The 26,641-nt window shown below is 68.3% G+C and carries 23 protein-coding genes and 1 riboswitch; of the genes, 12 read left to right on the top strand and 11 right to left on the bottom strand.

Annotation, left to right across the window (positions count from 1 at the left end; translation table 11 throughout):
• Positions 1 to 31 precede the first annotated feature (31 nt).
• Positions 32 to 781 (top strand): flagellar basal body L-ring protein FlgH, encoded by a 750-nt coding sequence (gene flgH, locus ACI6GS_RS08310; RefSeq protein WP_439817320.1) that lies wholly within the window; start codon positions 32 to 34, stop codon positions 779 to 781.
• 57 nt (positions 782 to 838) lie between these two features.
• On the opposite strand, the gene ACI6GS_RS08305 is transcribed toward flgH, so the two are convergent.
• The 5 genes from ACI6GS_RS08305 to ACI6GS_RS08285 form a co-directional block, all read right to left on the bottom strand.
• Positions 839 to 1,399 (bottom strand): hypothetical protein, encoded by a 561-nt coding sequence (locus ACI6GS_RS08305; protein ID WP_439817319.1) that lies wholly within the window; start codon positions 1,397 to 1,399, stop codon positions 839 to 841.
• A 29-nt stretch (positions 1,400 to 1,428) separates the two neighbouring features.
• On the bottom strand, positions 1,429 to 2,010 hold the full coding sequence (locus ACI6GS_RS08300) for a DUF7676 family protein (RefSeq protein WP_439817318.1): 582 nt from the start codon (positions 2,008 to 2,010) through the stop codon (positions 1,429 to 1,431).
• A 5-nt stretch (positions 2,011 to 2,015) separates the two neighbouring features.
• Positions 2,016 to 3,830, bottom strand: a complete 1,815-nt coding sequence (locus ACI6GS_RS08295) for a TonB-dependent receptor domain-containing protein (protein WP_439817317.1) — start codon at positions 3,828 to 3,830, stop codon at positions 2,016 to 2,018.
• Between the two features lie 391 nt (positions 3,831 to 4,221).
• A riboswitch (cobalamin riboswitch) is annotated at positions 4,222 to 4,437 on the bottom strand.
• A 41-nt stretch (positions 4,438 to 4,478) separates the two neighbouring features.
• Positions 4,479 to 4,796 carry an ArsR/SmtB family transcription factor gene (locus ACI6GS_RS08290; protein ID WP_439817316.1) on the bottom strand — a complete coding sequence of 106 codons (318 nt, stop codon included), beginning with the start codon at positions 4,794 to 4,796 and terminating at the stop codon, positions 4,479 to 4,481.
• Between the two features lie 148 nt (positions 4,797 to 4,944).
• Positions 4,945 to 5,403, bottom strand: coding sequence for a CBS domain-containing protein (locus tag ACI6GS_RS08285; protein WP_439817315.1), 459 nt, complete (start codon positions 5,401 to 5,403; stop codon positions 4,945 to 4,947).
• Between the two features lie 287 nt (positions 5,404 to 5,690).
• Between ACI6GS_RS08285 and ACI6GS_RS08280 the strand changes: the two genes are divergently transcribed.
• The 4 genes from ACI6GS_RS08280 to ACI6GS_RS08265 all read left to right on the top strand — a co-directional run bounded on the left by ACI6GS_RS08280 (position 5,691) and on the right by ACI6GS_RS08265 (position 9,780).
• Positions 5,691 to 6,080, top strand: a complete 390-nt coding sequence (locus ACI6GS_RS08280; RefSeq protein WP_439817314.1) for an Hsp20/alpha crystallin family protein — start codon at positions 5,691 to 5,693, stop codon at positions 6,078 to 6,080.
• Complete coding sequence (gene lon / locus ACI6GS_RS08275) at positions 6,081 to 8,624, top strand: endopeptidase La (protein ID WP_439817313.1); 2,544 nt, start codon at positions 6,081 to 6,083, stop codon at positions 8,622 to 8,624.
• Between the two features lie 232 nt (positions 8,625 to 8,856).
• The gene (locus ACI6GS_RS08270; RefSeq protein WP_439817312.1) at positions 8,857 to 9,303 is read left to right on the top strand and encodes a hypothetical protein; all 447 of its coding nucleotides are present in this window, start codon (positions 8,857 to 8,859) and stop codon (positions 9,301 to 9,303) included.
• Positions 9,304 to 9,621: 318 nt separating this feature from the next.
• Positions 9,622 to 9,780, top strand: coding sequence for a hypothetical protein (locus ACI6GS_RS08265; RefSeq protein ID WP_439817311.1), 159 nt, complete (start codon positions 9,622 to 9,624; stop codon positions 9,778 to 9,780).
• A gap of 106 nt (positions 9,781 to 9,886) precedes the next feature.
• Here ACI6GS_RS08265 and ACI6GS_RS08260 read toward each other — a convergent pair whose 3' ends face one another.
• A complete protein-coding gene (locus tag ACI6GS_RS08260) occupies positions 9,887 to 12,439 on the bottom strand; it encodes a sensor domain-containing phosphodiesterase (RefSeq protein WP_439817310.1) in 2,553 nt (850 codons plus the stop codon).
• A 258-nt stretch (positions 12,440 to 12,697) separates the two neighbouring features.
• On the bottom strand, positions 12,698 to 14,134 hold the full coding sequence (locus tag ACI6GS_RS08255; RefSeq protein WP_439817309.1) for a carotenoid oxygenase family protein: 1,437 nt from the start codon (positions 14,132 to 14,134) through the stop codon (positions 12,698 to 12,700).
• Between the two features lie 46 nt (positions 14,135 to 14,180).
• Between ACI6GS_RS08255 and ACI6GS_RS08250 the strand changes: the two genes are divergently transcribed.
• Positions 14,181 to 14,837 carry a TetR/AcrR family transcriptional regulator gene (locus ACI6GS_RS08250; protein ID WP_439817308.1) on the top strand — a complete coding sequence of 219 codons (657 nt, stop codon included), beginning with the start codon at positions 14,181 to 14,183 and terminating at the stop codon, positions 14,835 to 14,837.
• Between the two features lie 20 nt (positions 14,838 to 14,857).
• Here the strand turns inward: ACI6GS_RS08250 and ACI6GS_RS08245 are convergent, their stop codons facing one another.
• Positions 14,858 to 15,736, bottom strand: a complete 879-nt coding sequence (locus ACI6GS_RS08245) for a LysR substrate-binding domain-containing protein (protein ID WP_439817946.1) — start codon at positions 15,734 to 15,736, stop codon at positions 14,858 to 14,860.
• 132 nt (positions 15,737 to 15,868) lie between these two features.
• Between ACI6GS_RS08245 and ACI6GS_RS08240 the strand changes: the two genes are divergently transcribed.
• On the top strand, positions 15,869 to 16,342 hold the full coding sequence (locus ACI6GS_RS08240) for a cupin domain-containing protein (RefSeq protein WP_439817307.1): 474 nt from the start codon (positions 15,869 to 15,871) through the stop codon (positions 16,340 to 16,342).
• A complete protein-coding gene (locus ACI6GS_RS08235; RefSeq protein WP_439817306.1) occupies positions 16,342 to 16,761 on the top strand; it encodes a VOC family protein in 420 nt (139 codons plus the stop codon). Before ACI6GS_RS08240 ends, ACI6GS_RS08235 begins: the two co-directional genes overlap by 1 nt.
• A gap of 91 nt (positions 16,762 to 16,852) precedes the next feature.
• On the opposite strand, the gene metH is transcribed toward ACI6GS_RS08235, so the two are convergent.
• Genes metH through ACI6GS_RS08220 form a run of 3 tightly spaced genes read right to left on the bottom strand, consistent with a single transcriptional unit; the run spans position 16,853 to position 22,336 of the window.
• Positions 16,853 to 20,344: a methionine synthase gene (metH, locus tag ACI6GS_RS08230; RefSeq protein ID WP_439817305.1), complete on the bottom strand. Its 3,492-nt coding sequence runs from the start codon at positions 20,342 to 20,344 to the stop codon at positions 16,853 to 16,855.
• Between the two features lies 1 nt (position 20,345).
• Positions 20,346 to 21,299, bottom strand: a complete 954-nt coding sequence (gene metF / locus ACI6GS_RS08225) for a methylenetetrahydrofolate reductase (RefSeq protein WP_439817304.1) — start codon at positions 21,297 to 21,299, stop codon at positions 20,346 to 20,348.
• Positions 21,296 to 22,336, bottom strand: a complete 1,041-nt coding sequence (locus ACI6GS_RS08220) for an ArsR/SmtB family transcription factor (protein WP_439817303.1) — start codon at positions 22,334 to 22,336, stop codon at positions 21,296 to 21,298. The genes metF and ACI6GS_RS08220 overlap by 4 nt, the downstream gene beginning before the upstream one ends.
• A 299-nt stretch (positions 22,337 to 22,635) precedes the next feature.
• Here ACI6GS_RS08220 and ACI6GS_RS08215 point away from each other — a divergent pair, with 299 nt between their 5' ends.
• The 4 genes from ACI6GS_RS08215 to atpA all read left to right on the top strand — a co-directional run bounded on the left by ACI6GS_RS08215 (position 22,636) and on the right by atpA (position 26,639).
• Positions 22,636 to 23,625, top strand: a complete 990-nt coding sequence (locus ACI6GS_RS08215; RefSeq protein ID WP_439817302.1) for an MlaA family lipoprotein — start codon at positions 22,636 to 22,638, stop codon at positions 23,623 to 23,625.
• A gap of 14 nt (positions 23,626 to 23,639) precedes the next feature.
• On the top strand, positions 23,640 to 24,251 hold the full coding sequence (locus tag ACI6GS_RS08210; RefSeq protein ID WP_439817301.1) for an MlaC/ttg2D family ABC transporter substrate-binding protein: 612 nt from the start codon (positions 23,640 to 23,642) through the stop codon (positions 24,249 to 24,251).
• Positions 24,252 to 24,547: 296 nt separating this feature from the next.
• Complete coding sequence (locus ACI6GS_RS08205) at positions 24,548 to 25,105, top strand: F0F1 ATP synthase subunit delta (protein ID WP_439817300.1); 558 nt, start codon at positions 24,548 to 24,550, stop codon at positions 25,103 to 25,105.
• Between the two features lie 4 nt (positions 25,106 to 25,109).
• Positions 25,110 to 26,639, top strand: a complete 1,530-nt coding sequence (gene atpA / locus ACI6GS_RS08200; protein WP_439817299.1) for a F0F1 ATP synthase subunit alpha — start codon at positions 25,110 to 25,112, stop codon at positions 26,637 to 26,639.
• The last annotated feature ends 2 nt before the right edge of the window (positions 26,640 to 26,641 follow it).

Below are 26,641 nucleotides of genomic sequence, written 5' to 3'. Positions count from 1 at the left end.
CTTCCGACCCGCGTACCAGGGATCCCCCGCCATGTCCGCCACCCGCATCGCTTCCCGCACCGTCCTGCTCCTGGGCCTGGCCTCGCTCGGCGCCTGCAACACCCTCGACCGGCTGGAGAACGTGGGCCAGGCGCCGGCGCTCACGCCGATCGTCAATCCCACGACCCAGGCCAACTACCAGCCCGTCGCCATGCCGATGCCGACGCCGCAACCCGAAGTGCGCCAGGCCAACAGCCTGTGGCGCCAGGGGGCCCGCACCTTCTTCCGCGACCAGCGCGCCGCCCGGGTGGGCGACATCCTGACTGTCAACATCGACATCGCGGACGAAGCCCAGATCGACAACACGACGACCCGCACCCGCGACAATTCCGAAGGCGCCAACCTGAACAAGTTCTTTGGCCTGGAGACGATCGTGGGCCGCGCCCTGCCTGGCAATCCGCTGCCCGGCGTGGTCGATGTCGGCAGCACCACCTCCAACACCGGCACGGGCACCGTCGACCGCAAGGAAGCGGTGAAGCTGACCGTCGCCGCCGTCGTCAACCAGGTCCTGCCCAATGGCAACATGGTGATCCAGGGCAGCCAGGAGGTTCGCGTGAACTTTGAGGTGCGCGAGCTTCAGATCGCGGGCGTGGTCCGGCCGGAGGACATCTCCTCCGCCAACACGATCCAGCACACCCAGATCGCGGAGGCCCGCATCTCCTACGGCGGCCGCGGCCAGATCACCGACGTGCAGCAGCCCCGCTACGGCCAGCAGGTCTACGACATCATCATGCCGTTCTGAGCAGGCGCTTCGGCGGATGGTCGGCGGAAAGGGATCCCTCCCCGCCGACCCTCATGCTCAAGTTGCCTGAACCGGGGGCGCCGCGAAGCCCGGCAGGCCCAGCCGCCGGGCAAGTGCATGGACCAGCGCCAGGCCCGCCAGCGCCAGCGCATTGATCTGGAACACCAACCAGATCGTCTCAGGCGTGAAGGCCGCACCGCCATGGCCCAGGCCCAGGTCGGCGACGAACAGCGGTGCCTCGAACGCGGCGAAGGCCGCGACGAAGGCGAAAGCCCCGCCGACCACGATGCCGAGGCGATGGGCCAGGCCCAGGCACAGGCGCGCGGCCGTCAGGGCGGCAAGCGCCGCAAGGCCGATCAATGCGCCCCAGGCAAAGCTCGTCGCATCGGTGGGGTAGCCCAGCAGGCCATAGCCCACCGCTTGGTTGGCCGCCCATGCAGCAAGGGTCAGCATGAGGGCGTCGCTGCCGCGCAGGTTCAGCGCCGCAAGCGTCGCCAGGGCGGCCAGCGGGGCGGCACAGGCCAGGCTGAGGCTGAAGGCAACGCTTGCCCCTGCCATCAGGGCGACCCACAGCCAGACATGGGTCCGCGGGCTGCTCGACAGGTTGGTCAGGCTCATCGTCTTATCTCCTTGTGTAGAAATGTCAGTCACTTGAAGCCCAGGCTGGTCTGGTCCAGCCCGTCGGGCTCGACCCCCGCAAAGTCGCGCAGCGTCCGGTGCCAGAGGGCGAGGCGGGGCCAGTCGGGGGCATCCGCAACGCCGTCCTCGTCGGTGATGAAGGGGTTGGGGAAGAACAGCGTGATCTGCTGTTCGCCGTGCCCGTTCTCCATGCGGAAGCCCCAGGTCACGGGCGCCTCCCGCCGGTCGCGGCCACGGAACATCTCGGCGCGCGACGGCCGCCGCTGGGCGATCAGTTCCGGCGGCGTGGGATTGGAAGCCGGACCCAGGTTGGGTCCGATGCACAGGTGGAAATGGCCAAAGCGGCCCCAGTGCACCGTCAGGTAGCCATCGGTCACGGTGATCCGCTGCGGCGCGCCGGGGCAGCGCAGTTCATAGGCGCCGCCCTGGATCAGGGGACCGAACGTCACCTTGTCATGGTGCTCCCCGAACAGGGTGCGGAAGAACCGCTCCAGCACGGCCGGGTCCAGCGACAGCGGCCAGACGTCCTCGGTGATCCGGCCATCCGCGTTGCGGACGACGCGGTGTTCAGCGACGTGTTCATGGGTCACGCGCGTCATCCTCCGAACAGGCCTTCAAGCCCGCCCAGGCCCAGCGACGTGCGCAGGCCCAGATAGGCGGTGAGCGGATAGGGCTGGTAGCCGTAGGTCAGCTGGTAGTCCTGGTCGAACAGGTTCACGACCCGGCCATAGACCTCCCACTGGTCGTCGAGGCGGTAGCTCGCCAGCAGGTCGACCGTCGCGAAGCCGTCCGTGCGCCCGCCCGAGCTCGACGCGTTGAACGAGCGGTAGCGCACCCGCGCGCTCAGGCTCAGGTCCGTCAGCGGCAGGACCGTGACGGTCGTGGCGCCGACATGGCGCGGGCGGCCCAGCGTTCGCGCAAGCTGCACGTCGTCGGCCAGCAGGTAGGTATAGGTCTGGCGCAGCATCAGCCACGGCGTTGGTGCCGCGGTGAACCCCAGCTCCACTCCGCTGGTCTCTGTCTCGCCACGCTGGATGTAGCCGCCCTGGGCGAAGTCGAAGTCGATCTCGTTCGTGACGTCCGTCTGAAACCAGGTGAGTTCCAGGGCCATGTCGCGCCACCAGGCATCGACGCCGACGTCCCAGCCCCGGCTCTCCTCCACCGTCAGGCGCTCATTGCCGTACAGCGGGTCGAACAGCTGGTACAGGCCCGGCGCCTTGGCCCCCGTGCCATAGGACGCGCGCAGCTTCAGGTCGGCGTCCGGGGCCACGTTCTCGACGAAATAGGCGACGGTGCCGCGCCAGGTGTCGAAGCCGCCAAACCGGCTGTTGGAATCGTGGCGCAGGGCAGCCGTCAGGGTCAGGTCGCGTACCGGCTCGACCGCGATCTCGCCAAAGCCCGAATGCGTGTCGATCCCCGCCACGAAGTCGCCGGAGAAATTCGTGACCTGGGTCGTCTCCTCCCGCTCCAGGTCGAAGCCGGCAGCGACCGAAACGATGTCCAGCGGCTTCAGCCGCGTGATGAAGTTGATGTTTCGCTTGGTTCCGTCATAGACATCGCCATCCGGCCGCGTGTACCCGGCGAAGTAGCGGCGTTCGGCATGATAGGTGCTGAACAGCAGCTGGTTGGTCCAGCGCCCGTCCCAGGCCGTGTGCGTGGCGCGAAAGGCCATCGCATCCTCGTCCTTGTCGACCGTGTCGAAGCCATCCTGGCCCGTATTGTCATAGTGGTGGTCGGTAAGGGTCTGGAAGCCCAGCGCCTCGACATAGAGGTTGGGCAGGACCTGGACGCCGAGCCTGCCGCTGAAGCCGTACTGCCAGCTTGGATCGTCCTCCACCGACGGACCACGCACCGGCTTGGCCTGGGACGGGCCGTCGACCGACTGGCCGTGAAAAGTGAAGCGGAAGTCCACGGGTCCCTGCCTGCCCAGGAGCGAGCCCCCGCCCCGCTTGTGGCCATAGGAACCACCCTCCCCTTCCAGGTTCAGGCGGATTCCATCCTCGGTCGCGCGCTGGGTCAGGATGTTGATGACGCCACCAATGGCGTCCGAGCCATAGAGCGAGGACTGGTTGCCGCGCAGGACCTCGATCCGGTCGATGTCCAGCGTGGTCAGGTGATCGAACTGGAACTGGGTCGACGTGGCACTGGGGTCGCCAAGCTCGATCCCGTCCAGCAGGACCAGCACCTGGTCGGTGTCGGACCCGCGGATCGACACGCTGGTATATTCGCCCGGCCGCTCCGCATTGATGGCGACGCCAGGCACTTCGAGCAGCGCCTCGCGGGCAGAGACCATCTGGCCCGCGCGGATCTGCTGCAGGTCGACCTGGGTGTAGGCGCTGCCGATTGCCCGCGGCTCCAGGTCGGTGCGGCTTGCGGCGCTGGCCTGCACGCTGAGGCTGGGCAGGACCATGGGCGCATCGGCGCCTGGTGACACGGCACGCGGGTCCACGGCGCTTTGGCCGGAGCTTGCGGTTGCGTCGGGACGGGGGGAGAGCGGTCCTACCTCGCCCCGCACTGCTGCATCGGGTCCGGCCTGGACGGGACCGGTCGCCGCGACAAGGATTGCCAGGCTCGCGACGAGCCCAGTTCTGGAAGCCATTGAAGAATGCCCCTGGCCATGCGGACGGGGTCCGCAGCGGAATCCAGAGGGGCGCGCCAGGACGGCACGCAGATCGGCGCCGCGCGCAACCAGGTTGCACGCACGCAAGGTTCAACGACTGCCGGTACGGTGACCGCCATGACAAACCCCTCCATCGGGTCGCCACGACGGTGATCCGCTCCCCCGGCTAGGCCCGGCCGGAAGATGGGCGACGTTGGTGGCAGGTCTCCTGGCTTGTGGATCGTCACGTTCGCCGCGCCTTCCCAGGCCCTTTGGGCCCAGTGGCATCGTTCGACGAACGCTCCCCACCTACAGTTGCGGGTACAGCCACAGGATTGGTCCACGTCCTTCTGAACGTGAGCCGCACTGCGTTCCCTTTTCACTGCCTTGCGGCAGCACCACCGGATCCGAACCTAGCGGCACCGGCCGGTGCCGCGCAAGAGGTTGCGGAAGCGTTGGTCAGCCGGCGGGGCGCGGGCGGCTGCCGGAGAGCGGGACGCTGAGGATCGCCCGCAACAGGCCGGGGAAGCGGCGGTCAAGCTCGGCCGAGCGCAGGCGGTGGGGCGGTGTCGCCGCCGGTTCGGAGAGGACGATGCCGGCTTCTCGCAGGATGCGCAGGTGTTGGCCCAGGCCCCGCCGGCCATCGGCCGGCAGAAGCGGGAGCTCGCCCGCCTGGTCCAACTGGCGGACGATGGACAGGCGCTCAGGATCGCTGAGCGCGTGCAGGACGCGCGCCAGTTCGATCTCCTCGACCGCGGGGTGAATCAGCTCCCACATGCTGCTGACCCTATACCGGGCCGGGTATCGGGTGTCGCGCCTATCGCCCTGGCCTGCCGATCCGAGTGCGAACGACCGCGCCGTGTTGCGGCCGTGCAAAGGTGCTGCGGCGTCCGCTCCCTGACGTCCGTCGCGATGGGGCGAGCGATCAGCCCGCCTCCACCGGTGCTGCCTCCACCTTGGGCACAGGCGGCTTTTCCGCGATGTCCTGAAGGGCCTGGCCGGCGACGACATCGTCGTTGGTGCCGTCCGCGATATCGCCCAGCGAGACGATGCCCACCAGGCGGTGCTGCCGGTCCAGCACCGGCAGGCGGCGCACCTGCATCCGGCCCATCAGGGTAGCGGCCACATGATGCTCCTCGTCCTCCAGGCAGAAGACGATATCGGCCGTCATCGCGTCGCGCACGCAGGCGGCGGCGGTATCCTCCACCACGGCGAGGCAGCGTACGACGATGTCGCGGTCCGTGACCGTGCCCACCAGGCGATTGTCGTCGCACACCGGCAGGAAACCCACATCCGCGTCCCGCATGATGCGTGCCGCCTCGACGATCGGCATGTCGGGCCGGGCCATCAGCACGTCCCGGCTCATGAACTCACGCACCAGCATGGCTGGCCTCCGTTGGCAGTCCCCATTCATGAACGCGAAAGCAGCGGCCCCGTTCCTGCGGCCAGGCCCCAGCCTTCCCCCACGGCAAAAGGTTAACGCCACCCCCCTGGTGCGGCGCCGCCGACCCCCTACATATCGCAGCAGGGCAAAGGGGCATTGGCAGTAGCCAGCACCCCGGCCCCGGTCCGGCCATCGCCTGTTGAGGGGTGGCTGCGGCCAGATGCAAGCCGGTGCCTGCGGGGCCGGAGAGCGGAGTGGATATGCCGACACGGGATCCCACGGCCTGGATGTGGGCGGAGGCCTGCGCCTTCCTCGACCGGGCGGAACAGATGCAGCGCCAGTTCTTCAAGCCGGCGGGCCAGCGGCCCGGCCCGGTATGGGAGCCGCCGCTGGACGTGGTCGAGACGGACCAGGGCCTGGCGATCATCGTCGCCCTGCCCGGCGTCGACCCGCAAGCCGTCCAGGTGCGCTACGAACGCGGTCAGCTGATCGTCGAAGCCGAACGGCGCCTGCCAGTCAATCCGCAGGCCGCCCGGATCCACCGACTTGAAATCCCCTATGGCCGTTTCGAGCGGCGCATCGGCGTCCCCGCCGGTGAGTGGGAGCTGGGCCGTACGCAGCTGGTCAACGGCTGCCTTGTTTTGACCCTCGCCAGGGTGAGCGGGAGGGCTGGTTGAATGAACACCGAGAATCCGAAGTCCGCGGCTGCCGAAGCCGTGTCCCCCGAACCTGAGGCGGTCCGCCAGGACCTGCTGCAGGACAATGCCCAAAGCCTATCCCCGGATGCGGCGACGGCGTCCACCGGGTCGCAGGGGCTGCGGCCGCTGCCCGATGACGCCCTGATCCTGGTGCCTGTGCGGAACATGGTCCTGTTCCCGGGCGTGGTGCAGCCGATCTCGCTCGGCCGCCAGCGCTCGATCGCGGCGGCGCAGGAAGCCGTGCGCCTGGAACGCCCGTTCGGCGTGATCCAGCAGCGCGACGCGAGCATCGACGAGCCCACCCCCGCCGACCTGTACGAGGTCGGCACCCAGGCCGGCATCATGCGCTACCTGACCGGCCAGGACGGCGGCCACCATGTCATCGCGCAAGGCACGCAGCGCTTCCGCATCCGGGAGTTCCTGCCCGGCTACCCGTTCCTGGTCGCCCGCGTCGAGCTGCTGACCGAGCCTGAGGTCGCGTCGACCGAGATCGAGGCGCGCGTCCACCAGCTGCGCACCCGCGCGGGCGAGGCGTTGTCCCTGCTGCCCGATGCGCCGCGCGAGCTGGCCCAGACCGTCGCCGCGATCCCGACCGCCTCGCTGCTGGCCGACATGGTCGCGGGCTTCATGGACCTGAAGCCGGGCGAGAAGCAGGACGTGCTGGAGACGCTGGACATCCGTGCCCGGCTGGACAAGGTCCTGTGGCTGCTCGCCTACCGGATCGAGGTCCTGCGCCTGTCGCGCGACATCGGCCAGCAGACCCGCGCCACGATGGAGACGCGCCAGCGCGAGCACCTGCTGCGCGAGCAGTTGCGCACCATCCAGAAGGAGCTGGGCGAGGACGAGGGCGGCAACCAGGACCTGGCCGACCTGAAGGCGGCGATTGCCAAGGCGCAGCTGCCCGAGGACGTGGAAAAGCACGTCACCAAGGAACTGCGCCGCCTGGAGCGGATGCCCGAGGGTGCGGGCGAGCACGGCATGCTGCGCACATACCTGGACTGGATGGTCGAGCTGCCCTGGGCGCCGCCTGCGCCCAAGGCGATCGACGTGCCGCGCGCGCGCCAGATCCTGGACCAGGACCATTTCGGCCTGGAAAAGATCAAGCGGCGCATCCTGGAGCACCTGGCCGTCCGCCAGCTGAACCCGGAGGGCAAGAGCCCGATCCTGCTGTTCGTGGGCCCTCCCGGCGTCGGCAAGACCTCGCTCGGCCAGTCGATCGCGCGCGCCATGGACCGTTCGTTCCAGCGCGTGAGCCTGGGCGGCGTGCATGACGAGGCCGAGATCCGGGGCCACCGGCGCACCTATATCGGCGCCCTGCCCGGCAACATCATCCAGGCGATCCGCAAGGCGGGCGCGCGGGATGCCGTGATCATGCTGGACGAGGTGGACAAGCTGGGCCGCGGCATCCAGGGCGATCCGTCCTCGGCTTTGCTGGAGGTGCTGGATCCGGAGCAGAACGGCACGTTCCGCGACAACTACCTGGGCGTGCCCTTCGACCTGTCGCGCACCGTCTTCATCGCGACGGCGAACCAGCTGGACACCATCCCCGGCCCCTTGCGGGACCGAATGGAGGTGATCGAGCTCGGCGCCTATACCGAGGAGGAGAAGCTGGAGATCGCCAGGACCTACCTGGTCAAGCGCCAGCGCGAGGCGAACGGGGTCAAGCCGGAACAGGCGTCGCTGGACGACGACACGTTGCGCGCGATCATCCGCGACTACACGCGGGAATCGGGCGTGCGCAACCTGGAGCGCGAGATCGGCTCCGTCTTCCGTCGCATCGCCATGCGCATCGCGGAGGGCGAGGGCGGACCCATCGCGGTCCAGCCGTCGGACCTGCACGGCATCCTGGGCCCCGTCCGCTTCGAGCGGGAGGCAGCCCTGCGCACGGCGGTGCCGGGCGTTGCCACGGGCCTGGCCTGGACGCCGGTCGGCGGCGACATCCTGTTCGTCGAGGCAACACGGGTGCCCGGCTCCGGCCGGCTGATCCTGACGGGCCAGCTGGGCGACGTGATGAAGGAGAGCGCGCAGGCGGCCTTGAGCCTGGTCAAGGCGCGCGGCCACGTCTTTGGCTTGCGCGGCGACCTGTTCGAGAAGCACGACATCCACATCCACGTGCCGGCGGGGGCGACCCCCAAGGACGGGCCCAGTGCGGGTGTCGCGATCTTCACGGCGCTGGTCTCGCTCCTGTCGGACCGCCGCATCCAGTCGAACGTCGCGATGACGGGCGAAATCTCGCTGCGCGGGCAGGTCCTGCCCGTCGGCGGGATCAAGGAGAAGGTGGTGGCCGCGGTCCGCGCCGGGATCACCAAGGTCATGCTGCCGGCCCGCAACCGGCGCGACCTGGAGGAGATTCCGGAGACCGCCCGGTCCAAGGTCCAGTTCGTCTGGCTCGACAGCGTCGACCAGGCGATTGCCGAGGCGATCGGCCCCGACCTGGCCGAGGAAGCCAAGGCCGTCCTGGAAGCCGCCAGCCCCAGGGCAGAGGTCCACGCGGAGGTCCACCAGGACAGCCTGCACCACTGAGGCCCAGTGTCCACCTGCGTCCCCCGGCTCGGCCGGGGGACCTATGAACCGACCGTCGAGCCCGCGGAACGATTGGTCCATGCATGGCCCGGATGAACCGGGCCATGCAGGAGCGGGCTGAACTGAAGTTTGGGACCAGCTTGACCACGATCACTTTAATCCGCTGGCGGAACATCCCACACTCGTGAGCACGGGGCCGCTGCGGGTCCTGGCCTTGTTGGGAGTTGCCTCGATGACAGTTGCTCGATTGCTGAAGACGGTCCGTGCCACGACGACCCTGGCGGGGATTGCCGTGGCCCTTGGCCTCGCCGCGCTGCCAGCCCAGGCCAATCCGCACTATGCCGGGCAGTACCAGTGCCAGATGGGCAACCAGACGGTGAGCAACAACGCTTTCGAGAATTGGATCTACAATTACGGCCTGGTCCTCTATCCCAACGGCCAGTTCCAGGCGCAGGGCTCCTATTTCGCCCAGACCGCGGGCTTCAACGAAGGCTTCCAGGCCCAGGGGCAGTGGCAGGCACAGAACGGCGTCCTGGTCGGCCAGGGTCAGCAGATGAAGCAGAGTTCCGGCCCCGGCCCCTTTGTCTGGCAGCTCCAGGACTATGGCCAGGGCCAGTTCTCCTACCGCATGCAGGGTGGCTCCGGCGTCATGGCGATCACCTGCCAGCGCGCCGGCTGAGCCTTGCGGACGCCGAGTACAAACCGCCGATCGCGGCCGACAGGTGGAACAAGGCCCTGGCTTGTGAGCCTCACGCCCGAAGCGGCCTCATGCTGCGGCATGGGCTGACGATACACGGCTCGTAGCCGCTTTGGATTGTCCTGAAGGGGGCGGCGGAGCGGGCGGGGACATGGAAGATCGCCTCGGCGCCTCACAAGTTCCGGGACCTTGTCCCTTCCAGCGTTCGCCGAAGTCCGAGATATTCGCCTTGACAGGCTGGACGCCTCCCGGATTAGTGCGTGACCTGAGATCCAGACCCTTAGTCCAAGCGAGCTAGACATGACCACCGTGGATGATGAAATTTCCAACGGCACTCTCGCGAGCGTGGAGCGTTCGGAAACGCTGCTCGAATGGGATGTCCCGTCGTTTAGCCGGCTGAGCCTTGGGGACGCCGAGTTCAGTCCGGGGGTGGGCGGCGACGGATTTGGCAAATCCTGAGCCTCCTTTCGGAGGCTTTTGATTTCAAGACAGGCTTGTGATCATGGTCTGCGCTGCTGCCCCGTACGGCGTCAGCTTGGAGTTGTGCCGCTGAAGCCGCAGCCGTTCAGGCGACCCGGCGCTGCCGGTCGCCGGCCAGGGCGGCGTCGTTCCCCTCCAGCAAGGTGCGGAAGCTGTCGTTCGGCACTGGCCGGCTGAAGAGATAGCCCTGCATGTGCGTGCAGCCCGCGGACACCAGCAGGTCGCGCTGTTCCCCGGTCTCGACACCTTCCGCCACGACGCGCATCTGCAGGGTGGCGCCCAGGTGGACCACCGCCTGGACGATGGCGCGGGCGGCCTGCGAATGGACGATCTTCTGCACGAAGGATCTGTCGATCTTCACCTTGTCGAACGGGAAACGCTCGAAATAGCTGAGCGAGGAATAGCCCACGCCGAAGTCGTCCATCAGGATCTGGATGCCCATGGCGCGCAGTTCGCTCAGCAGCTTGAACGTCCGGTCCACGTTGCGGATCAGCAGGCCTTCGGTCACCTCAAGCTGCAGCCGCGACGCCGGCAGGCCGCACGCCTGCAGGGTCCGCTCCACCGTCGCCAGCAGGTTGCCTTCCTCGAACTGCCGGGGCGACAGGTTGACGGCCAGGCGGATGTGCTCGGGCCAGGCCGCGGCATCCCGGCAGGCAGTCTCCAGCAGGCGGGCGCCCAGGCGTTCGATCAGGCCGGCTTCCTCCGCGATCGAGATGAAGACGTCCGGCGGGATGGGCCCGCGACTCGGATGGGTCCAGCGGGCCAGGGCCTCGGCACTGGTGATCTGTCCCGTGGCGGCCGACACGATCGGCTGGTAGGCGACCCAGATCTCGCCCTGGTCCAGCGCGGTGTGCAGGTCGCGCTCCAGGTCGCGCCGGTCCCGGGCGGCGGCGTCCATCTTGTCGCTGTAGAAGCAGATGCCGCCCCGCCCCTCCGACTTGGCCCGGTGCAGGGCCAGGTCAGCCGACTGGCGCAGCTCATCCGGCACCCGGCCGTCCTCGGGGGCGACCGCGATGCCGATGCTGGCGCTGATGCAGCCGCTGAAGTCTTCGGCCGTGATCGGCTCGCCCAGCGCGCGCGTGATCGCCAGGGCGATCCGCTCGGCGCATTCGACGGGCGCCGCGTCCACGGCGACGATCAGGAACTCGTCGCTGCCAACCCGGGAGACGATGTCGGAGGCGCGCACGACCTTGAGGATGCGACGCCCGACCTCGGCCAGGACGGCATCGCCCACCGGGTGGCCGAACTGGTCGTTGAGGGGCTTGAAGCGATCCAGGTTGATGGCCAGGAGCGCCATGCGCTGCCCGGTCGCCACCGTCTGTTCCAGGAGCTTCACCAGGCTTGCGCGGTTGCGCAGGCCGGTCAACGCATCGAACTGCGCCAACTGTATGACCTCGGCCTGGGTCCGCCGTGCCTCGGTCATGTCCTCGCTGATGCCGAGGATGTACTGGCGGGGGCGGTCCATGCCATCGACGATGATGCGCCGGGTCCGCACCGTGACCACCCGCCCGTCATCGCGTGTGAAGTCGCTCTCGGACAGGGGCATGCCGCGGCCGGACAGCGCGTCGTCGTCCCGCGCCATGTAGTCCGCCCCCTGGTTGGGGAAGAGTTCCGCATCGGTGCGGCCGACGATCTGCGCCGCCGGTCGGCCGATCAGCTCCTCGCCCGTGCGATTCAGCAGCAGATAGCGGCGCGACTCCGCATCCTTCACGAACAGCATGGCCGGCAGATTGGCAACCACCGTGTCCAGGAACTCGCGCGTCTGGCGGTGGTCGCGCTCCAGCGACTTCCGCTCCGTGATGTCGCGGATGATGGCGGCACAGCCCCCGATCCCCGGCCCGTCATGCAGGGGTGCCAGGGACAACTCGATGGGAAACTCCTCGCCCGAGGCGCGCAGTGCGCGCAACTCGACGGCCGTGCCGATCAGGCGTGTCGGCCCACCGCCGGCGGCCCGGGCAAAGCCTGCATGATGGGCATCGGCCATGTCGCGCGGCATGATCAGGTCCAGGCTCTTGCCGATCGCATCCGCCGCGGCGTGGCCGAACATCCGCTCTGCCGCCCGATTCCAGAAGGTGATCACCTCGTTGGCATCGACGCACAGGATCGCGTCCGACGTCGCCTGCACCACCTTCGCCGCCACGCGACCGACCTGCCGCATCTGGCGTGAGTCGATGAGGCCCGCCGCAGTGCGGGCCAGATCGAGCAGGGTCTGGCGCTGTCGCGCGTCCAGGGGGGGCCGCACCTTCGAGTCGAAGACGCAGAGGCTGCCAAGGCAATGGCCGCTTGCGATCATCAGGGGCGCCCCGGCATAGAAGCGGATGCCGCCGGGCGCCCTGACCAGCGGATTGTCGGCGAAGCGGCTGTCGCTGGCCGCGTCCTGCACCTCGAAATAGTCGCAGGTCTCAACAGGATGGCGGCAGAACGCGTGTTCGCGCGGCGTTTCGCTGAACTCGATCCCGACACGCGATTTGAACCATTGGCGCTGTTCGTCGATCAGGCTGATGCCGCAACTTGGACAGTCCAGCAGCGTCGATGCCAGGCGAACGATCTCGTCAAACTCGCCCTCCGCCGGTGTATCGAGAATGGCCAGGCCCGCCAGAGCGCCCAGGCGCCCGGCCTCTGAACCGTCGTCACGCATTTGAACCTGCGGCACCTTGCAATGGTTTCGATTGTATATAACACCACGGAAGCCGTGGGTTCCACCGCAGATTGGCAGTTCTGCGTTACGATTCGACTAAACAACAGGCGAACAAGGACCCTCCCCGCAGGGAGGTCTCCCTGGCCGGGGCAAGCGGAGGACACGATCCGCCCAGGTAAACATTCGTCTGTATACCATATGCAATCACTGAATGGCTGCAATGCGCGCCGGCCCGGACCGGCCGGCGCGCCGTCCCGGTCAGCGGGCGTCCGGCATCCAGTTGCCGTGGAAGCCCGTGGGGATCCGGTGGGGGATGTGGACGCGGGCGACCGCCTCGCCCTCGATATCGAGGGCATCCAGGATCACCAGGTCCGTCGTGTCCGTCGCCGTGTCAATGACATAGCCCAGGACCCAACCATCGCCCTCGGCGGCGTCTGCGCTGCGGGGGACGAACACGAACTCGCCCGGCACCGCACCGGTGCCGAAGTCGCGGGCCCGGCGCGTGCCGGTCTCAAGGTCGTGATGGTAGAGCGGCTGCGGGCCCATGAAGCCCTCGCCCCCTTCCCCTGGCAGACCCATGGACCAGGCATGGCGGTAGGCGGCGCCGAAGAAGCGTTCGTCAGGACGGGGAAACTCCTGGGGCGCCGCGTCGATCGTCGCCCGCGCCACCCGCTTCGCCACCGGATCAATGGTCCAGCGCTCCAGGCCCAGCGAGCGGCCATTGGGGCCGTCCATGCCGTCCTTGAACATCGTCTCGTACACCGCGGAATCGACGATCACGCGGCCCTGCTCATCCTCATAGGAATTGGCGACGTGGAAGACGTAGCAGGGATCGACCGCGCACCAGATCACGTCGTCGGCCGTGCCGTTGCGGGGCAGCAGGCCGACGCGGGCCTTGTGCTTCGGGTTCCAGACATAGGGGAAGGAATAGCCCGCCATTACGGCACTCATCGAGAAGGTGACGGGCAGGTCGAAGATCAGCACATAGTTCTTCGTGATCGTGCATTCGTGGATCATCGGCCCGTCGCTGACCGGGATGGGCTCCTGCCGCACCACGCGTCCGTTGCGGTCGGCCACGACATGCCAGACCGTCGTCGGCGTCATCGCGTCATAGGTGATGGCGTGCAGCTCGCCCGTCGCCGGATCCTCGTGCGGATGCGCGGTGAAGGCGGTGCCCAGCGTGCCGTCGAAATCGCTATAGGCGATCGTCTCCAGTTCGTCGTTCAGGATCGCGGGGAACGAGCCTGCCTCGACGATGGCGAGCGTCTTGCCGGCATAGGGGATCACGTTGGTGTTGACGGTATCGCCGCGGCCGCGGCGCGGCCCCGGTGCCGCCTTGGGCCCGCCCGCCGCTTCCAGCGTCTGTGAGCGGATATAGCGGTTGCGATACCATTCCGCCTTGCCGCCATGCAGGCGCACGCCATGCACCATGCCGTCTCCGATGAACCAGTGGTGGCCCTTGGCCGTCGGCTTGAATGGATTGGGCCCGATGCGGACATAACGGCCCGAAAGCTCGGCCGGGATCTGGCCCGTGACCTTCAGGTCGGTCAGGGTCAGCTCGCCCTGGATCGGCGCATGGATGCCGGAGAGGAATTCGTGGTCCCGCTCCTCCAGGCGCTTGCGGTTGAAATCGGCGATCTTGCCGATGCCGGCGCCCACGACGGAGCGGATGGCGGATTCGACGGCGCTGGACATTGCGTACCCTCCTGGACCAATGTTTATGCCGTTAACATGAGCGTGAATGATTACAGTGTCAACATCTGAATCGAGCCAGCGCAGCTATCATCACGGCGACCTTCGCGCAGCCCTTGTCGACGCGGGGCTGAAGGCACTTGAAACGACGGCGCTTGAGGATCTGTCCCTGCGCCAGGTGGCGCGGGCGGTGGGGGTGTCGGCCACGGCGGTATATCGCCATTTCCCGGACAAGCGGGCGCTGCTCGGCGCCCTGGCGGGCGAGGCGGCGGAGCGCCTGGGCCAAGCCCAGCAGGCTGCCGCCGCGACGGCACCGGACCAGGCCACGCGCTTCGCCGCGACAGGGCGTGCCTATGTCCGCTTCGCGCTGGCCAATCCCAGCCTGTTCCGCCTGCTCTATGCGGTGAAGGGGCAGGACCATTGCGCCGCCCCGTCCGACGGCCCGCCCCCACCGCCATCCGGTGCCTTTGGCGAGAACACGGCCGCCAACCTGCTGCGCGCCTTCGCCACCGCCTTCACCGACGGCAGCCCGGAGGAGGTGATGCGCCTCCAGGTCCAGGCCTGGTCCGTGGTCCACGGCCTCGCCATGCTCATGCTCGACGGCCAGCTGCCGCCTGACGATGCCCTGATCGACCGCGTGATCGACGGCCGGACGCTGTTCAATCTGAAGACGAACAGGCAGGCGGCTTCGCCGGCGAAGCCCTGATCGGCCGCTGAACATCCAGCCTATTCGGACTGATTGTCGGTTTGGCTTGCCCTCAGACGGGCAGACTGGTCCCCAGACTGGGCGAGCAGCCAGTGGCGCATGCTGTCCACAAGGCGGCTGTTCCGCACCTTGGCCGGATGGACGAAGTAGTTCCCCTCGACAAGCTCGACCAGCGGCCCCAGCAGTTCCAGCCGTCCATCCCGCAGCAGGTCGTCCAGATAGCGCCGGTCCGTCAGCGCCACTCCCGCCCCGGCAAGCGACGCCTCCAACGCCTGCGATCTGGTTTCGACCGTGATCCCGTGCGTTGGCGGCACGCCCGCCTGGCCCGTGCCGCGCCACCAGCGCGGCCAGTCCTGGAATCGGCTGCGCGCCCGGATGACCGGCCAGCCGGCCGGAGCGGGGCTGTACAGGCCCGGCCGCGCGACGGGGACCAGTGTCCCATGAAAGAGGAGGACCGAGCGCAGACCAGTCCATTCGCCATGGCCATGGCGGATCGCGCAATCGACGTCCTCGTGATCGAAGTCGACCACGCGCTGCGTCGTCGACACGGCAAGGTCGATGTCGGGATGGCCCGCCTGGAAATCGCGGAGCCGCGGCAACAGCCAGTTCGAGGCAAAGGTGCTGACGGTGCTGAGGCGCAGTTGATGTCTCCGCCGCTGCAGCGGCGCGACAGCCGACTCGATCCGTTCCAGCGCATCGCCCATCGCCGCAAGAAGGGCCAGCCCATCGTCCGAGACCACGGACAGCCGACCGCGCTTGACGACCAGCACCGCAACAAGTTCCCCCTCCAGGTCGGCAATCCGGTGCGACAGTGCGGAACGCGAGATGCCCAGCGCCCTGGCGGCAGGATCGTGCCGCCCGTGCCGCGCCAGAGCAGCCAACGCCGAGAGCCCGCGCAGCGACGGCAGCTGGGTTGCGATGGCGCGGTCCTCCGTCGGGGATAGGGTTGCGTGTGGATCGGTGAAGCAATCTCACCAATCCGGATCGGGTGCAATGCTATCGTTCTGCCGCTCAACGATCCGAGGGGTGCCATGTCGAAGCCGGATTTCAAGCCCGTTGCCGCGCTGGACGTGCCGCCCCGGGCCAAGGCGAGCAACTATCCCGAGCCGTTCGCCAGTCGCATGGCGGGTAGGGTGAAGCGCCAGCTTGGCGATGCGTTCGGCATCGCCCCGTTCGGCGTGAACCTGACGATCCTGCGCCCGGGCGCCCAATCCTCACTGCTCCATCGCCACAGCCAGCAGCACGAGTTTGTCTATGTCCTGAGCGGGCATCCCACCTTGCGGACGGACCAGGGCGAATTCCCGTTGCAGCCGGGCATGTGCGCCGGCTTCGTGCCCGGCGGATGTGCGCACCATCTGGTCAATGCGACCGACCAGGACGTGACCTATCTTGAGGTGGGCGACCGCAATCCGGAGGATCGTGGCGCCTATCCCGAGGACGACCTGGACGCAGTGTGGACCGGCGACAGCTGGCGCTTCACGCACAAGGACGGGAGCGCCTATTGATGCTGTCGCACATCTATCTGGGCACCAATGACCCGGCGCGGGCGGAGGCCTTCTATGCCCCGATCCTGGCTTTGCTGGGTTGGCGGCTGCGCTTCTCGGATGCGACCACCGGCTGGGCAGGCTGGGAGCCCGCGGATGCGGCGCGCCCCCTGTTCATCGTAGGCCGGCCCTATGACCGCGAACCGGCCTCTCCATCCAACGGGGGGATGGTCGCCCTGCTGGCGCCGGACCGGCCGACGGTCGACGCGGTCTTTGCCATGGCCCTTCGCGGTGGAGCCCTTGACCAGGGTGAGCCGGGCCTTCGGCCGCACTATCACGCCCATTATTACGGCGCCTATTTCCGCGACCTGGACGGCAACAAGGTGTGCGTGTGCTGTCACCATGCCCCTGCCCAGGGGCCGTCGGCCAAGGACGGCTGACAAGCGATGGGTCCGAAACACCGCCGGACGCGTCGCAGGGTGACGACGGGCACCCCGCGATGCGTCGGGCTCCGCCGCCTGGGCTGTCCCCTCAGACCGTAAAATACTTGGCCTGGGGGTGGTGGACGACGATGGCGCTGGTCGACTGCTCGGGGTGGAGCTGGTCCTCGTCCGCCATCTCGATGCCCACGCGTTCCGCACCCAGCAGCTTCAGCAGCGTGCGCTGCTGCGCGAGGTCAGGGCAGGCCGGATAGCCGAAGGAATAGCGCGAGCCGCGATAGCCCTGCTTCAGCATCGCCTCCATCTCGCGCGCGTCCTCGTGGCTGAAGCCCAGTTCGCCGCGGATGCGCTTGTGCGTGTGCTCGGCCAGCGCCTCCGCCATCTCGACCCCCAGGCCGTGCAGGTAGAGATAGTCCTGGTAGCGGTTTTCCGCGAACCAGCTGCGCGCCACATCCGACGCCGTCTGCCCCATGGTCACGACCTGCAGGCCGATCACGTCGCGCTCCCCCGCCGTCACGTCGCGGAAGAAGTCGGCAATGCACAGGCCGCCGGACCGCGCCTGGCGCGGGAAGCTCAGGCGCGCCGCCTCCGTCGTCCCGTCCTCCTCGAACAGGACGACCTCGTTCCCTTCCGCCGCCGCCTTCCAGTAGCCATAGACCGCCTGCGGCTTCAGGATCTCGTCCCTGGCGCACAGGTCCAGCATGCGGGTCAGGATCGGCTGCACCTCGGTCCGCGCCCAGTCCTTGTAGGCCGCCAGGTCCTTGCCCGCCTTGCGGAAGCCCCACTGGAACTGGAACAGCATGGTCTCGTTCAGGAACGGGACCAGTGCCTTCAACGGCACGTGCTCGATCACCCGCGCGCCCCAGAACGGCGGCTGCGGCACCGGCACGCCCTTGGCCAGTTCCTCGCGCCGCGCCTTGGTCTCCTCCGCATCGACGGGTCGCAGGGCGGAGGCCTGCGACGCTTGGCCGATCTTCTTGGAGTTCGACGGCCGGCCCGCGCGCTTGGTCTGCTGCTCTTTCAGGTAGGTGTCGAAATTGTCGTTCACGACCCGGGCCATCAGGTCCAGGCCGTCGAACGCGTCGCGGGCATAGGCCACGCGCCCGCCACCCCCGGCATAGGCCGCGACGCAATCCTCCTCCACGTACTTCCGGGTCAGGGCCGCCCCGCCCAGGAACACGGGGATGTCCAGGCCACGCCGCGTCATCTCCTCCAGGTTCTCGCGCATGATGACGGTCGACTTGACCAGCAGGCCGGACATGCCGATGGCGTCGGCCTTGTGCTCGACCGCAGCATCCAGGATCGCCGCCACCGGCTGCTTGATGCCGAGGTTGACGACGCGATAGCCGTTATTGGTCAGGATGATGTCGACCAGGTTCTTGCCGATGTCGTGGACGTCGCCCTTCACGGTCGCCAGGATGATCGTGCCCTTTTCCTGGCCCGCGATCTTTTCCATGAACTGTTCCAGGTGGGCGACCGCCGCCTTCATCGTCTCCGCCGATTGCAGGACGAAGGGCAGCTGCATCTTGCCCGCCCCGAAGAGCTCGCCCACGACCTTCATGCCGTCCAGCAGGAAGGTGTTGATGATGTCGAGCGGCTTGTGCGTCTTCAGCGCCTCGTCCAGCTCGGCCTCCAGGCCGATGCGGTCGCCGTCGACGATGCGCTCCTTCAGCCGTTCCTCGACCGTCGCCGCGCGCACCTTGGCAACGCTGGTCGTCTTGCGATCCATGAACAGGCCGATGAACGCCTGCAGCGGATCATAGCCCTCCGACCGGCGGTCGAAGATCAGGTCCTCGGCGATCTTCACCTCTTCGGCCGGGATCTTGTGCAGCGGCGTGATCTTGCTGACGTGCACGATGGCGCCCGTCATGCCGCGCTTCAGCGCATGGTCCAGGAAGACCGAGTTCAGGACGTGGCGCGCCGCCGGGTTCAGGCCGAACGAGATGTTCGACAACCCCAGGATGATCTGGCACTCCGGCAGTTCCTGGGCGATCCGCTCGATCGCGTCCAGCGTCCAGAGGCCCAGCTTGCGGTCGTCCTCGTTGCCCGTGCAGATCGTGAAGGTCAGCGGGTCGAACATCAGGTCGGACGCCGGCAGGCCATGCCTGTTGCAGGCGAAGTCGTGCAGCCGGTGGGCGATGCGGACCTTGTCCTCCACCGTCTTGGCCATGCCGACCTCGTCGATGGTCAGGGCCACGACCGCGGCACCGAACTTGCGCGCCAGGTGCAGGCGCTTCTCCGCCGGCTCCTCGCCGTCCTCGAAGTTGATCGAGTTGATGACCGGCTTGCCGCCATAGAGCTCCAGCGCCGCCTCCAGCACCGGCAGCTCGGTCGAGTCGATCACGATCGGCGCCGTCACCGACCCGCGCATGCGGCTCAGCACCTCGGTCATGTCGGCGATCTCGTCGCGCCCGACATAGGCGGTGCAGAGGTCGAGCGCGTGGCTGGCCTCCTTCACCTGCTCGCGGCCCATGGCGACGCAGGTCTCCCAGTCGCCCGCGGCCTGGGCGTCCCTGAACTTCTTGGAGCCGTTGGCATTGCAGCGCTCGCCGATCGCCAGGAATGCATTTTCCTGCCGCAGCGGAACCTGGCCGTAGAGCGAGGCGATGGACGGCACCCAGCTGAACGTGCGGGTGCGTGGGCGCGGCCGCCAGTTGGCCCCCTCGATCCCGCGCAGCATGGCATCCAGCGCCGCGATATGGTCGGGGTTGGTGCCGCAGCAGCCGCCGATCAGGTTGATCCCGTCCTCCAGCACGAAGCGCTTCAGCCAGGCGGCAAGCTCGGCCGGCCCCAGCGGATAGTGCGTCTTGCCGTCGACCAGTTCGGGCAGGCCGGCATTGGGCAGGACGCTGATGAAGCCCTTCCAGTTCTCGCTCAACCACTTGACGTGCTCGGCCATTTCCTGGGGCCCGGTGGCGCAGTTCAGGCCCATCACCGGCACGTCAAGCGCGTCGATGATCGTGGCGGCGGCTGCGATGTCGGCGCCGACCAGCAGGGTGCCGGTCGTCTCCACCGTCACCTGGACCATGATGGGCGTGTCCTTGCCCAGGGCCAGGCGCGCCGCCTTGGCCCCGTTCACGGCGGCCTTGATCTGCAGGGGGTCCTGGCAGGTCTCGATCAGGATGGCATCGACGCCGCCATCGATCAGGCCGCGCGCCTGGACGGTCAGCGCCTCCTCCAGCGGGCGATAGGCGACATGGCCCAGGCTTGGCAGGCGCGTGCCTGGCCCGACCGAGCCCAGGACGAAGCGGCTGCGCCCATCACAGAAGCTCTCCGCCGCCTCGCGCGCGATCTCGGCCGCCAGCTTGTTCAGCTCATAGGCCTCGCCCTCGCGCCCGAATTCGCCCAGCGTGATGGGCGAGCCGCCGAAGGAGTTGGTCTCCACCATGTCGGCACCGGCCGCGAAATAGCGGCGATGGATGTCGCGCACGATGTCGGGCCGGGTCCGGTTCAGGATCTCGGTGCAGTTCTCGGACCCGTCGAAGTCGCGCTCGACCTCCAGGTCCATGGTCTGGACAAGCGCCCCCATGCCGCCGTCGCAGAGCAGCACGCGGTCCTTCAACTGGTTCAGGAAGTCGCTCATCTCACTCTCCCACGGCCCGGGATCCGACACCCGCGGCCAGCGTCTCGGCCTGCGATGCCGCAGGGCGCAGGCCCAGCATGTGGCACAGCGCAAAGCTCAGGTCGGCGCGGTTCAGCGTATAGAAATGGAACTGCTCGACGCCAAAGGCGGCCAGTTCGCGGCACTGGTCGGCGGCGATGGTCGCTGCCAGCAGCCGCCGCGTCTCCAGGTCGTCCTCCAGCCCCTCGAACATGTCGGCCATCCAGGACGGCACGGCGGTTCCGCACATCGCGGCCATGCGCCGGATCTGGACGAAGTTCGAGACGGGAATGATTCCGGGCACGATGGGCACGGTGATCCCCGCTGCCATCGCCCGGTCGACGAAGCGCAGGAAGATGTCGTTATAGAAGAAGAACTGCGTGATCGCCCGCGTGGCGCCGGCATCGATCTTGCGCTTCAGGTTGTCGAGGTCCGCTTCGGCGCTGGCGGCGTCGGGATGTACCTCGGGATAGGCGGCGACGCTGATCTCGAAATCTGCCACCCCCTTCAGCAGGCCGATCAGTTCCGCCGCGTCGCGGCAGCCGTCGGGATGCTGGCTGTAGGGGCCAGCGCCCGCCGGCGGGTCGCCGCGCAGGGCCACGATGTGGCGGATGCCGCTGTCCCAGTAGCCTTGGGCGATCTCACGCAACTCGCCCCTGGACGCGCCCACACAGGTCAGGTGGGCGGCCGACTGGATGCCGAGCTCGGTCTGGATGCGGCGCACCGTGTTGTAGGTCCGCTCCCGCGTCGAACCGCCCGCGCCATAGGTGACGGAGACGAAGCGCGGGCCCAGCGGCGCCAGCCGGCGTACGGTGCGCCACAGCGCCTCCTCCGCCTCCGGCGTCTTGGGCGGCGAGAACTCGAAACTGACGTCGAGCGGCCGGCCCGGCTCGGCAATGCGAACCGGGCTCTTCAGGCGCGTTGTCCAGGCAGTCATGCACGCTTCTCCAACGGGCGCTTCTCTGCCGGAAGCGTCCCCTCAACAATTTGCGCCTTGCGGGCCAGCCAGATCGAAACCGTCAACGGCTCGCCCGGCAGCTCGCGCCACAGGCCGGCCTCAAGCCCTGCTGCGCGGCACCAGCCGGCCACTTCCTCAGGGGCAAAGCCCAGGCGGCGGTGGGCATGGTCCTGGCGCAGGAATTCCTCGCCATGGGGCGCAAAGTCAACGACGACCAGCCGGCCGCCCGGGCGCAGCACGCGCGCCGCCTCGGCGATCGCACTGGCGGGATCGGTGGCGTAGTGCAGGACCTGGTGCACCAGGATCAGGTCGAAGGCCTCATCGCCTGCGTTCAGGCGGTACATGTCGCCATGGCGCACCTGGGCCCGGCTCAGGCCGGCGCGCGCCAGGTTGACGCGGGCCACCGCCAGCATGTCGTGCGACAGGTCGATGCCGACGGCGCGCGACGCCTGGCCGCCGAACAGCTCCAGCATCCGGCCCGTGCCGGTGCCGATATCCAAAAGGTCGCCCAGCGGCTTGCGCCCGACCAGTTCGGCCAAGGCCTGCTCGACCACCGCTTCGTCGACGTGCAGGGCCCGCATGCGCCGCCAGTTGGCGGCATTGGCCCGGAAATAGGCGGCCGCCGCCTCGGCCCGCGTCGCCACGACCGACTCCAGGCGCGACCGGTCGCCGGCCAGCAGCAGCTCGTCCTCCGGCAGGGCACGGGCGATCTGGCGGGCCAGGGACGCAGCACCGCCGCGCTCTCCCAGCCGGCAGAAGACCCAGGTTCCTTCGCGAATGCGCTCGATCAGGCCGGCCTCGGTCATCAGCTTCAGATGGCGCGACACGCGGGGCTGGCTCTGCCCGACGATCTGGCACAGTTCGGTAACGGTCAGCTCGGCCCGGGCCAGCAGCGCCAGCAGGCGCAGGCGAGTCGGCTCGCCCGCGGCGCGCAGGCCAGCCAGCACGCCATCCAGGCTGGCGCCGTCGGGCGGTCGGTGCGCGTCGCGCGGATCATGTCCATCTGGATCAACCATCCATCAGACATAAACATATCTTTATATCTCAGAGCAAGCACTGCCTGCGCGGTCCGCCTGAACACCGGAAAGCGCGATGCAAGCGGGGCGCGCCTGCAACAGAGTGTGAGCAACCGCACATCTGATGGGTCTGCCCCTGCTTGGCAGCAAGGTATTGCACCTCTACATTCCCCGGGCGCATCGCTGCCCGTCGGGCGGCCGGTGCCCTCGGCGCGGGCAGTGCCGGGCCGACTGCACAAATTGGCGATGGGGGCGTCTCTGTGGTCTCGGATTCCTGGATCGATCGTACCAAATCGCTGATGGGTGCGCTGCGGCCGGCCGGCCTGGCTGCGGGCCTGGCGCTGCTGGGCCTTGCCGCCTGCGCCACCCCGCCGGACCCCAGCGATCCCGAGGCGGTGGCCGAGTTCGAGGCGCTCAACGATCCGCTGGAGCCGCTGAACCGCTACTTCTTCAGCGTGAACATGTTCCTGGACCATGTCCTGCTGCGGCCCGCGGCCGAGATCTATCGCGGCGTGATCCCCTCCCCCGGGCGCCGGGTGGTCAGCAACTTCCTGGACAACCTGGGCCAGCCGCTGATCCTGATCAACGACGTCCTGCAGGGCGACTTCGAAGGCGCGGGCGACACGGCCCTGCGCTTCGCGACCAATACCACGGTGGGTGTCGCCGGCATGTTCGACGTCGCGACCGACTGGGGCATCCCCTCCCATAACGAGGATTTCGGCCAGACGCTGGCCGTCTATGGGCTGGGTGACGGCCCCTATCTCGTGCTGCCGTTCCTGGGCCCGACCAATCCGCGCGACGGCGTGGGCGACGCGGTTGACGGCTTCCTCGACCCGCTCAGCTACTTCTACTGGACCAACCACCGCAACATGATCGGCACCGTCGTCTCGGGCGTCAGCATCATCGACGCGCGGGCCCGCAATTTCGAGGAGATCAACGACCTCGAGCGGACCTCGATCGACTTCTACGCCGCGGTGCGCAGCCTCTACCGGCAGAATCGCGCGGCCCTGATCAATGACGGGACGCCAACGGATCAGGCGATCGGCTCCGGCCTGGTCGACGCGTCGCCCGTTGCCCCGCCGGCGACCGACATCGCCGCGACCGTAATGCCGCCCCGGGGCCCCGCGACGCCGGCCACCGGGTCGGGCAGCACGGCCAGCGACACATCGGCGGTCGCGCCCGGACCGGCATCCGTGGTAGAGACCAGACGGCCGATCGCAGCCCCCACCGCAGCAGCGCTTGAACGCCTGATCGCGGAGCGGAACGCGGCGGCAGGTCTGTCCGACTAGCCACAGGGTTCGCCATGCCGTCTCGTCGCGTTGTTCTTGCCGGCGGCCTTCTGTTCGGATTGGCAGCGGTGACCGGCATGGCCGGCCGCCCTGCCGGCGCGTCCGGGCAGGCCGCAGCCTTCATCCAGAACCTGGGAAACCAGGCGATTGCCGCACTGACCGACCGGTCCGTGCCCGAGCAGGAGCGGCGGAGCCGGTTCCGCACCCTGTTCACCGCGAACTTCGACATTGCCGGCATTTCCAACTTCGTGCTGGGCCGGCACCGCCGCACCGCGACGCCCGAGCAGCAGGCGGAATTCTCCGCCCTGTTCGAGGATTACGTGGTCAAGACCTATGCCGCGCGCCTGGCCGAGTACGCGGGTGAAACCTTCTCCGTACAGGGGGAGGCCCCGGGCCAGGACGGCCGCATGGTCGTCTCCAGCCTGGTCAAGCGGCCGCGCGAATCGAAGGCCATCAAGGTCGACTGGCAGGTCGAGAATCAGGGTGGCAACTACCGGATCGTCGACGTCGTGATCGAGGGGGTCAGCATGGCGATCACCCAGCGGTCCGAGTTCTCGAGCGTGGTGGTGAATGGCGGCGGCGTGGATGCGCTGCTGGCCCGCCTGCGCCAGGCCGTCGCCACCTGAGCGGCGCCTGCCACCTGCCTGACTGACCGTTCGGCCCCGGCTGTGCCCCTGTGGCGCGCCGGGTGTGCAGTGCGGCATCGGGCGGCCACGCCGCACCGGCCCCGCGCGCCGCTTGCGGCGTCTGGCCGCAAGCGGGCCAATGTTGCAGGGCGACATGCGCCCATGCTAGAGACGCCCCGCCGGTGGGGCGGTTACGCGGGCGTCCGGCAAGTCACTCCTGCCCGCGAAATCAACAACTTGATAGGTCTGGCCGGGATCAGCTGATCTGGTATGGCCTGGCGCAGGGACAACAGCTCATGCCTGCGGAGTCAGCACTCCTTGCCGGTGTCGCAACGCGATACGCAACGGCCCTCTTCGAACTCGCTCGCGACCGCCGGATTCTGGGCGAAGTCGCGACCGAACTGCGCGAACTGCGCGGCCTGATCCAGGGCTCGCACGACCTGCAGCGCCTTCTCGCCAGCCCGCTCTACGACCGCGATCAGCAGGGCAAGGCCCTGGCCGCCGTCCTGGACCGTGGCGGCGCCTCGGACCTGGTGCGCAACCTGGTCGGGCTTCTGGCCCGCAACCGGCGACTGTTCGTGCTCGACGCGACCATCGCCGCCTTCCTCGAACTCGCCGCCAAGGAACGGGGCGAGGTCACCGCCCGTGTCGTCTCGGCCCAGCCGCTCTCTCCCCAGCAGGAAGAGAGCCTGGCCCGGGCGCTGGGGCAGGCCGCTGGCCGCACCGTCCTGATCGACTCCCGGGTCGAGCCGTCCCTGCTGGGCGGCATGGTGGTGCGCCTCGGCTCGCGCCAGATCGACGCTTCTCTCGGCACTCGTCTCCGCAGCCTTGCCGCTGCCATGAAAGGGGCTTGATCCCATGGACATCCGCCCGTCCGAAATTTCCGCAATCCTCAAGGACCAGATCGCCAACTTCGGCTCCGAGGCCGAGGTGTCCGAGGTCGGTCAGGTTCTCTCCGTCGGTGACGGCATTGCCCGCGTCTACGGCCTCGACAGCGTCCAGGCGGGCGAGATGGTCGAGTTCAATGGCGGCCTGAAGGGCATGGCGCTGAACCTCGAAGTCGACAATGTGGGCGTCGTGATCTTCGGCGACGACCGCGGGATCAAGGAAGGCGACACCGTTCGCCGGACCGGCGAGATCGTGGACGTGCCCGTGGGCCGTGGCCTGCTGGGCCGCGTGGTCGACGGACTGGGCAACCCGATCGACGGCAAGGGCCCGCTCCTCGACGTCACCCGCCAGCGCGTGGAAGTGAAGGCGCCCGGCATCATCCCGCGCAAGTCGGTGCACGAGCCGATGCAGACGGGCCTGAAGGCGATCGACAGCCTGGTGCCCGTCGGCCGTGGCCAGCGCGAGCTGATCATCGGCGACCGCCAGACCGGCAAGACCGCGGTTGCGATCGACACCTTCCTGAACCAGCGCACGATCAACGCCGGCACGGACGAGAGCCGCAAGCTCTACTGCATCTATGTCGCCGTGGGCCAGAAGCGCTCGACCGTCGCGCAGATCGTCAAGGCGCTGGCCGACAACGGCGCGCTCCAGTACTCGATCGTCGTCGCCGCGACGGCGTCCGACCCGGCCCCACTGCAGTTCCTGGCGCCCTATACGGGTGCCGCGATGGGCGAGTACTTCCGCGACAACGGCATGCATGCCGTGATCGTGTACGACGACCTGTCCAAGCAGGCCGTCGCCTATCGCCAGATGTCGCTGCTGCTGCGGCGTCCGCCGGGCCGCGAAGCCTATCCCGGCGACGTGTTCTACCTGCACTCCCGCCTGCTGGAGCGCGCGGCCAAGATGTCGGACGCCCATGGCGCCGGCTCGCTGACCGCGCTGCCCGTGATCGAGACGCAGGCCGGCGACGTGTCGGCCTATATCCCGACCAACGTGATCTCGATCACCGACGGGCAGATCTTCCTGGAGACGGAACTGTTCTACCAGGGCATCCGTCCCGCGATTAACGTCGGCATCTCGGTCAGCCGCGTCGGCTCCTCCGCCCAGATCAAGGCGATGAAGCAGGTCGCCGGCTCGATGAAGCTGGAACTGGCGCAGTACCGCGAAATGGCGGCCTTCGCGCAGTTCGGCTCGGACCTGGACGCGGCGACGCAGCGCCTGCTGGCGCGTGGCGCCCGGCTGACCGAGCTGCTGAAGCAGGCCCAGTACTCGCCGATGGTGGTCGAGGACCAGGTCCTGTCGATCTATGCCGGCACCCGCGGCGGCCTGGACAAGGTCCCCGTCGCCGACGTGGGCCGGTTCGAGGCCTCCTGGATCCGCCATGTCCGCGAGAAGCACCCCGCGATCGTCGAGGCGATCGAGAAGGAGCGCGCCCTGTCCGACGATACGCAGGCCAAGCTGAAGGCGGCACTCGACGCCTTCGCCGCCAGCTTCGTCTGAGC

Source organism: Zavarzinia sp. CC-PAN008 (genome assembly GCF_051903925.1).
In the GTDB taxonomy this organism is placed as follows: Bacteria; Pseudomonadota; Alphaproteobacteria; order Zavarziniales; family Zavarziniaceae.
Note: the sequence above shows the minus strand (reverse complement) of the source record. Positions and strands in the feature narration are given on the sequence as shown.